Source organism: Streptomyces sp. NPDC005576, assembly GCF_042871745.1.
Classification (GTDB): Bacteria; Actinomycetota; Actinomycetes; order Streptomycetales; family Streptomycetaceae; genus Streptomyces.
This window is the reverse complement of the sequence record NZ_JBIAJC010000008.1, coordinates 348,115-359,019: the sequence shown is the minus strand read 5'-3', so window position 1 is coordinate 359,019 and position 10,905 is coordinate 348,115. Positions and strand designations below refer to the sequence as shown.

General features: G+C 70.7%; 7 protein-coding genes and 1 pseudogene. 3 read left to right on the top strand and 5 right to left on the bottom strand.

From position 1 onward, the window contains the following. Positions 1-26: 26 nt before the first annotated feature. A pseudogene (locus tag ACFYPN_RS17110) lies at positions 27-280 on the top strand (hypothetical protein); the annotation flags it as partial. 238 nt (positions 281-518) lie between these two features. On the opposite strand, the gene ACFYPN_RS17105 reads toward ACFYPN_RS17110, so the two are convergent. Together ACFYPN_RS17105 and ACFYPN_RS17100 are read right to left on the bottom strand one after the other, a co-directional pair. Further along, on the bottom strand, positions 519-950 hold the full coding sequence (locus ACFYPN_RS17105; RefSeq protein ID WP_358757054.1) for a DoxX family protein: 432 nt from the start codon (positions 948-950) through the stop codon (positions 519-521). Between the two features lie 366 nt (positions 951-1,316). Next, a complete protein-coding gene (locus ACFYPN_RS17100) occupies positions 1,317-2,690 on the bottom strand; it encodes a cellulase family glycosylhydrolase (protein WP_358757052.1) in 1,374 nt (457 codons plus the stop codon). Between the two features lie 611 nt (positions 2,691-3,301). Here ACFYPN_RS17100 and ACFYPN_RS17095 point away from each other — a divergent pair. Further along, positions 3,302-4,324, top strand: coding sequence for a LacI family DNA-binding transcriptional regulator (locus ACFYPN_RS17095; protein WP_358757050.1), 1,023 nt, complete (start codon positions 3,302-3,304; stop codon positions 4,322-4,324). 1,176 nt (positions 4,325-5,500) lie between these two features. Next, positions 5,501-6,643: a lytic polysaccharide monooxygenase gene (locus ACFYPN_RS17090; protein WP_358757048.1), complete on the top strand. Its 1,143-nt coding sequence runs from the start codon at positions 5,501-5,503 to the stop codon at positions 6,641-6,643. Positions 6,644-6,723: 80 nt separating this feature from the next. Here the strand turns inward: ACFYPN_RS17090 and ACFYPN_RS17085 are convergent, their stop codons facing one another. The 3 genes from ACFYPN_RS17085 to ACFYPN_RS17075 form a co-directional block, all read right to left on the bottom strand. Beyond that, the gene (locus ACFYPN_RS17085) at positions 6,724-9,150 is read right to left on the bottom strand and encodes a glycoside hydrolase family 65 protein (protein WP_389298958.1); all 2,427 of its coding nucleotides are present in this window, start codon (positions 9,148-9,150) and stop codon (positions 6,724-6,726) included. Beyond that, the gene (locus ACFYPN_RS17080; RefSeq protein WP_358757044.1) at positions 9,150-9,911 is read right to left on the bottom strand and encodes an HAD-IA family hydrolase; all 762 of its coding nucleotides are present in this window, start codon (positions 9,909-9,911) and stop codon (positions 9,150-9,152) included. Before ACFYPN_RS17080 ends, ACFYPN_RS17085 begins: the two co-directional genes overlap by 1 nt. A 94-nt stretch (positions 9,912-10,005) precedes the next feature. Beyond that, positions 10,006-10,872 (bottom strand): LysR family transcriptional regulator, encoded by an 867-nt coding sequence (locus ACFYPN_RS17075; protein WP_389298955.1) that lies wholly within the window; start codon positions 10,870-10,872, stop codon positions 10,006-10,008. Positions 10,873-10,905 lie beyond the last annotated feature (33 nt).

The window sequence follows — 10,905 nt, the reverse complement described above, 5'->3', positions numbered from 1 at the left end:
TGCTGGTCCTGTGCCCGAGGTCCGTGACCGAAGCCGGAAGGATCGTCGTCAAACCGGGCGGTGACATGAAGTCGCCGCACGAGCCCTGGTCCGATCCCGTCGATGCCGAGGCACTGAAGGTTCACCTCGACGGTCTGCACCGCGCCAAGGTCCAGCCGGCCGATGAGGTCCTCGTGGTGGGCGACCGCATCGAAAAGAGCACCCGATCCGTGATCGCCCGTGCCGGTCGCCGGCGAAGTCCCTGCGGTTCACGCACCCCGAGGTCGACCCTGCCGCCTGACCCTCTCGCGGTGCGTTCGGCCGAGCCCCCACCCCGCAGGGGCCCTCTACGAGCCAAGGAGCCGGCCGGGAGACATATGCATGAGGCCCCCGCCGGCGGTTCACGCCGGCGGGGGCCTCCCGGGCCACGGTCTGCCGCCTTCCCCCGGGCCCGCTGTCCGACCGCGGGCGTGAGCCTGCGCCACCGGACGGCCGGGAGTCAGGGAAGGGGCCGGCACATCCGGCCCCCGGACAGCGGTTCAGTGCCGTGTGAGCGGAGCCTCCGTCCGCGTGTCGTCGCTTCGCTCCGCTATCTGGTCCAGGGCCCAACGGCCCGGGCCCATGGCCGCGATGAGGAGGAACGCCCAGCAGAACATCACGGCTGCCTCACCGCCGTTCTCGATGGGCAGAAGCGCGGCCGACTGGTGGGTGCTGAAGTAGGCGTACGCCATGGAGCCGGAGCAGATCACCGCGGATGCCCGGGTGCCGTAACCCACCAGCACCAGGATGCCGCCGACTAACTGGATGAGCGCGGCCCACCATCCGGGCCACTCCCACAGACGCGGAGCCACTCCGTGGGGGCCGCCGAACACGTCGAACAGAGCTGCCGCTCCGTGGCAGGCGAACAGGAACCCGACGACGGCGCGGAACAGTCCGAGTACACAGTCACGGTTTTTGTCGAGCAGGCCCATGGGCTTCCTCACTTTCGTGCGATCCCGGGCCGGGGGTCCGTCCGGGACGACAGGGGCGGTTGGGGTGCCGGCACCGCGCGCCCACTGCGGACGGCGACAGCGAGACAGGCGGTGAGCAGCACGAGTGTGTACCCGCGGCGTTCGACGCGGAAGACGGCCGCCGACGGCACGACGGCCTCGCCGCGCAGGACCGATCGCGCGAACCGTCGGCAGGCGGGCTCGGCCCTCGTCCCGACCCGCGCGTCCGCCTCCTCTCGAGGGCGGACGCGGGGGCGAGGACATCGCAGCAGGAGCGCTTCTCGCCGCGGACGGGGCTTCAGCAGGGCCGGAGCCCCGTCACAGGCCGGCGGACGGCCGGCGAACGGGTCAGCTGGTGGGGAAGTTGTCGGGGGTGCTGATCCGGCTCTTGAGCAGCGTGCCCGACTCGGTCAGCACGCTGCTGCTGCTGTAGTCGCTTCCGTCACAGGTGCCGGGCTGGAGCGCCGCACTGCTTTCGGCAGCGTCGCTGTACGTCCAGTTCGCGTAGCCGATCTTCAGCTGATCGAGCAGGTCCAGCCAGGCCGTGGTGCTCGTCCGGTCCATGGCACCCCCACCGGTGGCGCTCACTGTTCCGAACTCCGTCACGAACATCGGAAGCTTGGCGGCCGCCCGGCTCAGCGCGGCACGGTAGTTGTCCTTGTGGCTCGCGGCGTAGAAGTGGAACGCGTACATGATGTTGGCGGCATTGACGGGGCTGTTGACGACCTCACTCTCGCTGGAGCCGTCGGAGACACCGAGCGAGGACCAACCGCGGGTGCCGACGATGACGACCGCGTCCGGGTCGGCGGCCCGGATCACCGGGATGACCTGTTCGGCGTAGCTCTTGATGGCTGCCCAGCTCACGCCGTTGGGCTCGTTGGCGATCTCGTAGATCACGTTCTTCTTGTTCGCGTTGCGGGCCGCGACGGACGCGAAGAACGTCTTCGCGCGCGCGAGGTTGTAGTTCGGGTCGCCCGGTGTCAGCGTGTGGAAATCGATCAACGCGTACATGCCACGGGCTTCGGCCATGTCGACGATGCTGTTCACCCGGCTGGTGAAGCCCGCCGGGTCGGTCTCGTAGCCGTCTTCCTGCACGTACATGGCAACGCGCAGCAGGTCCGCCTTCCAGTCATTCGCCAGGGCGTCCATGGAAGCGTTGTTGTAGCACGCGCTGAACCACTGGATGCCGTGGGTGCTCATCCCCCGCAGCTGGATCGGGCGGTTGTACTGGTTGCACAGGTTGACGCCACAGACGTGCACCTGTCCGTTGATGCCCACGGGGGTACCGGTGCTCGGCACGGGCGGCGGCTCCTGGCCGACGGAGCCCGTGCAGGCGACGCCGTTGAGCGTGAACGCCGTGGGCTTCGGGTTGGCGCCCGTGAAGGAGCCGGTGAACCCCACGTCGACCGATGCGCCGGTGGCCAGCGCCCGGTTCCAGTCGAGGCCGACGGTGGTGACCGTGGAACCGGACTGCGACCAGGTGGCGTTCCAGCCCTGGACGAGCTTCTGCCCCGCGTCCGGCATGGCGATCTTGAGCGTCCACGCGGGTATGGGCTCACCCAGGTTGGTGATCTTCACCCCGGCCTGGAAGCCGCCCTGCCACTGGCTGGCGATCGTGTAGTCGACCTTGCATCCGGCGGCAGCGACCGCCGGGGGGCTGAACATGGCCGTGAGGCCCAGGATCGTCGCGCAGGTCGCCAGTAGAGCCAGAAGGCGTTTCACAGCATCTCTCCTCGTGCGATGGGGGGTACGCGATGGGAGCGCTCCCGAAACGCCCTGCCCCGGCAGCGGCCCGTCCCGCCGACAATCAGCGGTACCGGTCCGGGCACATCACCGTACGGAACCGACCGCTCATCGCCGTGACAGCGTCCTGCGGGCAATCGGTGCCGGTCCGGAGGTCTCCGGGATGCACAACTAGGGAAGCGCGGGTGTCGCGTTACTGGGGGAACTGAAGTGGGAGCGCTCCCAATGTCGGGGTCGTGCGACGCACCGTCAAGCCTCTCGACACGATTCGCCGTTCGCCGGTGTGCGCAAGGATGTCGCCGCGAGCCCGGGGGTGCGGGGCGGGGCGCCCGGCCGCCTACGGTGGGGCCGCGTTGCCGTACGGGCGGCTACGGGCGCCGGCCGTGGAGGCCACACGCGCCACCTCCCGGCACCGGCCTCCTGGAAGGAGCCCCCTGATCCCCCTGACGAGTTCACCTCCTCCGGCTTCCGGTGCCGCGTACGAAACGCGCCCGGCCGCACTCCGCGAGCGCGCGGTCACCGACGGTCTGCCAGGGCTCTCGGCGGAGCACCCGTCGGCCCGTAGGATCGGGCGCTCTGGGGGTGGGAACATGCTGAAGCGAAGTTTCGGCACACCGACGTTGGAGGAAGTGGCTGCCCTTGCCGGAGTGGGGCGGGGCACGGCCTCCCGAGTGATCAACAACGCTTCGGGCGTCAAGGCGTCCACACGCCGTGCCGTGCAGCGCGCCATCGACGAACTGGGCTATGTGCCCAATCTGGCCGCCCGTTCACTGGCCGGGAGGCGTGCGGACGCCGTCGCGCTGGTGATGACGAAGACGGACTGGCGACTCTTCGGGGAGCCGTTCTTCTCGGAGGTCGCGCAGGCGGTCGGGGACGCCCTGGCCGAGTCGGGCGTGCAGCTGCTGCTCACACTCGTCCGCACGGACGCCGAACGGCAACGGCTCGTGGAGTACGTGCGCGGCGGCCGGGTCGACGGGGCGCTGCTGATGTCCGTGCGGGCCGAGGACCGGTTGCCGGACATGCTCGCCGAAGCCGGGCTGCCCACGGTGCTGCTCGGCAGGCGCTCCAGTGACGAGCGGGTGACCTACGTGGACGCCGACAACGTCGGCGGTGCGCGGGCCGCGGTGGCCCACCTGGTGAGCGGCGGCCGGACGGTCATCGCCACGATCACCGGCCCACCCGAGATGTACGTCGCCCAGTGCAGGCTGCGCGGCTACCGGGAAGCGCTGGAGGACGCCGCTCTTGACGTGGTGCCGTCACTGGTCGTCCAGGGCGACTTCTCCGAATCGAGCGGGCGGCGGGCGATGGCGGGTCTCATCGAGCGGCACCCGGAGGTCGATGCCGTCTTCGCCGCATCGGACAGCATGGCCGCCGGCGCGCTCGCCGCCCTGCACGCGGCCGGGCGCCGGGTGCCGGAGGACGTGGCGGTGGTGGGCTTCGACGACTTCGAGCTGGCCGAGCAGACCGAGCCGTCACTGACGACCGTCCGCCAGCCGATGGAGGAGATCGGCCGGACCATGGTGCGACTGCTGCTGGAAGAGATGGACCAACCGGAGGTGGCCTGGCGTCACGTGATCCTGCGGACGCGGCTGGTGGTGCGCGAGTCGGCCTGAGGTGCCCGCGCCTGCCCCGTCGAGAGCCTCGGGCCGGGCCGTGACCGGCCGCGCCCGGAGGCCCCGGAACACCCGGGGGCGCCGGGTCCGCGGGGAGGGCCGTGCGGGAGCGCTCCCACGCCACGGGGGCGTACGGAGAGGCCAACGCCGCATCTCGCCACCCTTCTGACCTGCCGCTCCGGATCCGGGCCATACCACTCCTGTCCGATGGGTTGTCAGGGACACGCCGACGCTTCTACAGTTCCTGTGAACTCGCGGATGGGAGCGCTCCCAGATGAGGCAGTAGGGCGCCCTGATCCCCCGATCGACCCACCCGGCCAACCCTCCTGGAGAGGCCCCGCATGCGAGCGCACTCTCACGGCCCGACGACCGCACACACTAAGGGCGGTCCCGCACTTCGTGGTGGATCAGTGCGCGGCGTCGGATGCGGTGCATCCCAAGGCGGAGGGGCGTCCGCATACTGGGTGTATGGGGACGTTCCGACAACGCGGCGCGGTGCCGTAGCTGACGTCGCACACGGTGTCCGGCGGATCGAGGCCAGGCAGGGCGCGGCGTTCGGCGCGGTGCGTCGCAAGGCGCGGGAACGTCCTCGTCACGGAGCGATTCGGACGTTTCGGCAACGCCGCGAGGCGTCGTGCCGGGGTAGCGGTGTCGGATGTGGTGCACCGCAAGGCGGACGGGCGTCCGCACACTGGATGCACGCGGGTGTTCCGACAACGTGGCGAGGCGCCGTAGCTGTCGTCGCACACCCGCCATGAAGTGCCGGACAGCCTTTGGGTGTCGGGTCCGGTCCCTTCGCCACCTGCCCCGGGGGAACGGCCCAGCCCCGTGCCTTTGCGTCATCGGATCGGCAGCGCTCCGCCGGCATTTCGTGAACGCTGCCCGCACTGAACCGACTGCGCGTGGTCCGTACCCGATCCGGCTCGGAAAAGCGCGACGCCTCGCCTAACGGAAACGTACGGCGCGGCAGCCGCTACCGACGCCCGTCCTTCCTGGACACCGACCCCCATGCCGCCCGGTTCGGCCGGGACGCCCGCTTCTCCGTTCCACGCACACCACCCAGACTCCTCGCCCGTCAGGCGGGGCCTTCGCCGGCCGGGCGAGGGTCGCCTCACCCGACGATGAGCGCGGGAGAGAAACCGGAAAGCAACCCCCACACAGGCACTGGAGACTTCCATGGCTCGACGCAAGAAACGACTCGTCTCCCTGGCGGCGGTGTTCGCGACGCTGCTCGGCGGGATCGCCCTGACCCTCCTGGGCCAGGGCAACGCGCAGGCGCACGGCGTGACGATGACACCGGGATCGCGGACCTACCTCTGCTGGCTGGACGCGAAGACCAGCACCGGTGCCCTGGACCCGACCAACCCGGCGTGCAAGGCGGCGCTCAACGAGAGCGGCGCGAGCTCGCTCTACAACTGGTTCGCCGTGCTCGACTCCAACGCCGGTGGACGAGGACAGGGTTACGTCCCCGACGGAAAGCTGTGCAGCGCCGGCGACCGGTCGCCGTACAACTTCACCGGCTACAACGCCGCCCGCTCCGACTGGCCCCGGACGCACCTGACGTCCGGCAGGACGATCGAGGTCGATCACAGCAACTGGGCAGCGCACCCGGGCTCGTTCCGGGTGTACCTGTCCAAGGCCGGCTACTCGCCCAGCACCGAACTGGGATGGGACGACCTGGAGTTGATCCAGACCGTCACCAACCCGGCGATGACGGGTTCGCCGGGTACGGACGGCGGCCACTACTACTGGAATCTGCCCCTGCCGTCGGGCCGCTCGGGTGACGCGGTGATGTTCATCCAGTGGGTTCGCTCGGACAGCCAGGAAAACTTCTTCTCCTGCTCCGACATCGTCTTCGACGGCGGCAACGGCGAGGTGACCGGTATTCGCGGCTCGGGCAGCACGCCGACGCCGACTCCCACGCCCACGCCCACGCCCACTCCGACCCCCACTCCGACGCCCACGCCGACCCCGACACCTACTCCGACTCCGACGCCCACGGATCCGCACGCCGGGTGCATGGCCGTCTACAGCGTGACCAACTCCTGGAGCGGCGGCTTCCAGGGCTCTGTGGAAGTCATGAACCACGACACGGCGGCGCGTGACGGCTGGGCCGTGAAGTGGACGCCGGGCACGGGCACCAAGGTGAGCAGCGCGTGGAACGGTGCGCTGACCACGGGGTCCGACGGCACCTTGACGGTCAAGAACCTCGACTACAACCGGACCATCCCGCCGGAGGGCAGCGTCACCTTCGGCTTCACGGCGACATCGACCGGCAACAACTTCCCGGTCGGCTCGATCGGCTGCGTCAACCCGTAACCGCTGAAGGAAACAGCGCCGGTCCCCGCATCGGGCGGGAACCGGCGCTGTCGTGCCCCGGGTGACCGCACGGACCTTCGTCAGGCGCCGGGCGTGTTCCCGGGGAACTCCAGCCATCGGGCCGTGCCCGGCTCGACGATGTAGGTGCTGCCGTCCAGCTTCACCCTCACCGCCGGCCGGTCGGAGTCGGGCACGGCGATCCTGAGACGTTCCGCGCGGATGCGCAGGTCCACGTCCCAGTGCCGGCGGAAGCGCAGCCGCACACGGAACTTGGAGAGCTGAGGGAGCGTGGCCGGCGCGAGCCACAGGGCGTCGTCGCGGGTGTCCAGGCCCGTCATGCCGCGCTGGACGAAGTCGAGGGTTCCGGCCATCGCACCCAGGTGGATGCCTTCTTCCGTCGTACCGCCCTGGATGTCGGCCACATCGCCGACCAGCGCTTCCTCGCAGTACGCCCACGCGTCGTCGCGGTGGACTCTCGCCAGGACCCAGGCGTGGACGAGCGAACTGAGGGTGGAGCCATGGCTCGTACGGTGCACGTAGTAGTCGACGGTGGTGCGCCAGGTCGCGTCGTCGACCTCGTAGCCGAGCCGCCGGAACAGCGCGTCGAGTTCCCTGGGTGGGAAGAGGTAGCCGAGCATCAGCAGGTCGGCCTGTTTGGACGCCTGGTAGCGGTTGGCGGTGTCCCCCTCCGCCTCCAGGATCCGGTCGAGGCGCCGGATGTCCCCGTACCGCTGCCGGTAACCGGCCCAGTCCAGCTCCTCCAGGTCTCCGTAGCCGGCGAACTGGCTGATCACCCCCCGGTGGTGGGGGACGTACAGTCGTCGGGAGATGTCGTCCCAGCGGTCCATCTCCGCCGGGTCGAGCCCGATCTGGTCGAGGAGCTGGCTGTACCGGCTGGGGGGCAGGGCATTGCGGAGTTCCCCGGCCCGTGCCAGGACCCACGCCGCCGTCACGTTCGTGTAGGTGTTGTCGTCGAGCCCCGCCGCATCGGAGTCCGGATAGGCGTCGTGGTACTCGTCGGGCCCGACGACTCCCTTGATGCGGTACCGCCCCAGGGAGTCGTCCCACTCGGCGCTGTCCGCCCAGAAGCGGGCGATCTGCATCACCATCTCGGCGCCCCTGGAGTAGAGGTAATCCGTGTCGCCGGTGGCCTGGCAGTACTGCCACACGTTGTACGCCACCGCCGAGCCCACATGGTGCTGCAACCGTGAACGGTCGGGCAGCCAGCGGCCCGAGCGGGGGTTGAGGTGGACCTCCTGGGTCTCCTCGCGTCCCTCGCCGGCGCTCTGCCACGGGTACATCGCCCCTGATCTGCCTGCCGCCCGGGCGGCGGCGCAGGCCGCGGGGAGCCGTCGGTGACGGTAGTCGAGCAGCCCTCTGGAGACGTCGGGAAGATGGAGGTTCAGGAAGGGCAGGACGAACAGCTCGTCCCAGAAGACGTGTCCCCGGTACGCCTCGCCGTGCAGACCTCTGGCCGGTACCCCGACATCGAGTCCCGCGGTGTGGGGGGACAGGGTCTGGAGGACGTGGAAGAGGTGGAGCCGCAGGATGCGTCCGGCGTCGCCCGGTACTTCCAGCTTCACCTGCTGCCACAGGGCCGCCCAGGCCCGGCGGTGTGAGGCTCGCAGCCGGACGTACGCCGGCGCGTCCCCCACGGAGGTCACGGCGGCACGCAGGGGACTGCCGATGGCTGGATCACGGGAGGTGTGCAGGCCGACCGTCTTGTCGACGACGGCGCCGGAGCCGGGGGCGAGCGGGAGGACCAGTCGCTGGCGGACCGCACGGGCCTGCTGCTCCGGTGCGGCCCGGTGGTCGCCGTTCCTCTCCGGACCGCAGGAGGCGACGGTACGGGCGGCAAGGGCGACGCAGATGTCCGACTCCATGGTGCGGCAGCGCAGCCACACCATGGAGCCGGGTTCGGTACCGGTCTCCCAGTCGGCGAGGTGGCGGTCGGCCAGATCGCGGTAGCGTGCGACGCCGTTGTTGCGGATGTCGCCGTCGATCGCGGCCTCCACCTCCAACTCGCCCGACCACCCCTCCGCCGTGAACTCCGTGTGCAGCGCGGCGAGATGGGGGTCCCCCATGTGGACCAAGCGCTCCTGGTCCACCGTCAGCCTGCGGCCGGCACCGTCCTCGTAGACGGAGTGGCGGGTCAGTGTGCCGCCGCGCAGGTCGAGTGTCTGCCGGTGGTCGACGAGGTGGGCGTGGTCCGGGTCCAGCCACGGCCCGGGGCCGGATTCGGTGGGGCGGATGCGGTAGCGCAGAGGCAGCCAGTTGGGGAGGTTGACCATGTCCTCGTTCTCGACCTGGCGTCCCTGGACGGAGGACGTCAGGCGGTTGTAGCAGCCCGCCACGTACGTGCCCGGGTAGTGCGTCTCACCCGCCGGCGTCTCCGGCGCGGCTCCCCGGGTGGCGAAGTAGCCGTTGCCGAGCGTGCACAGTGCTTCCCGCAGGCGCTCCTTCTCCGGGTCGTACCCCTCGTACGCCCAGGTCCATCCGCGCGCCATCAGTCCTCCCCGGTGATCAGCAGGTCCCCCGGATCGGCCACCACGAGGTCTGCGCCGTGCCGCCGCAGGTCGGCGGCGCCCTCGGGGCTGTCGCTCCGGTCCACCCCGACGACGAGCCCGAAGCCGCCCCGCCGGCCCGCCTCCACCCCGGCCAGCGCGTCCTCCACGACGGCGGCATCAGCGGGCGGGACCTTCAGGCGCCGTACCGTCTCGGTGAACAGGGCGGGGTCCGGTTTGCCCGGCAGCTCCAGGCGCCGCGCCTCGTTGCCGTCGACCACCGCCGTGAACAAGTCCAGGAGGCCCGCCCCGGCCAGCAGCTCCGTGGCGTGCCGGGACGCCGACGCGGCGGCGATCGGCACGCCCGTGTCGTGCAGTACGCGCAGGAGACGGACGGTCCCCGGCCAGACCGCGATCGGGCGGGTGCGCAGACGCCGTGTGAAAGCCTCGTCCTTCCGCGCGGCGACGGCCCACACCGTCCCGGTGCCCGGGGGGTCGTCGGGGTCGCCTTCGGGCAGGTCGATGCCTCGGGACAGGAGAAACGCGGTGGCACCGTCCTTGCGCGACCTGCCATCGACGTGGCGCCGGTACTCGTCCGCCTCGTCGAAGGGCTTCTGCCCTTCGTGCGCGGCCAGGCAGGCGTCGAACGCTTCCTTCCAGGCCGCGGCGTGTGCGGGAGCGGAGTCCGTGATCACGCCGTCCGTATCGAAGACGACGGCACGCAGGGAGAGCAGGACTGCGGCTGGTGAGGGTGCACGTGCCATGACCGGTGGTCCCTCCGACGACGGCGTCCCGTTCCATAGCACCAGGTTCCGGGCCGGACCGCTCCTCGTGGCTCCCGGAACGGGTTCTCCGGACTCAGCCCTGTGTCGCCTCCACCGCCGCGGCGACGAAGTCCGCGACCAGTCGCCGTCGGTCTTCCAGGCCCCAGGCGAGGACGAGCGCACTGCGCGGCGCGTCGGCCACCGGGACGTGCACGAGCCCCGGGTGCAGTGGCCGGGCCAGCGAACGCGGCAGCACCGCGATCGCTCGTCCCAGCAGGATCATGTGCGTCAGCTCAGCGCCATCGGCGACCTCCGGCCCGGAGTCGGTGGCGGGCTCGACACCCGGAACCCCGTCTCGGCGGATGCCCTTCCAGCGCGGCAACGTCTCCCGGGCGAGGTCGGCGAGGGTGACCTCGCTGCGGCCGGCGAGCCGGTGGTCCGGCGGCAGGACCGCCACTCGGCCTTCGACCATCAGCGTCTCGTGATCGAGCCCGGTCAGGTCGTCGAAGGGCGTGTACAGCAGCGCCACGTCCGCCCGGCCGTCGCGCACGTGATCGGCGCGGTCGGTGGAGCCTCCGAACAGGATGTCCACCTGCCGAGCGTCGGGGCGGCGGGAGTAGGCGGCCAGGATGCCGGACAGCAGATCCGCGTCCCCGCCGGGCTTGATCACCATGCGCAGCCGGGTCTCCCGCTCCCCGGCCCGACGGGCCTTCTCGGCCGCCGCCCCGACGGCGAGCAGCGCGTGACGGCCGTGGTGGTGCAGCGCCTTCCCGGCGGAGGTGAGGGCGACGTACCGGCTGGATCGCTCCACGAGCACCACCCCGAGCCGGTCCTCCAGCCGCCGTACCGCCTTGGACAGGGCCGGCTGCGCGATCCCCAGCCGCTGTGCCGCCCGGCCGAAATGCAGCTCCTCGGCGAGGGCGGCGAAGTACTCCAGTTCACGGGTCTCCAGCTCGGCCATGGCGCCAGAATACTGGTCCGTCCATTCCTTTCG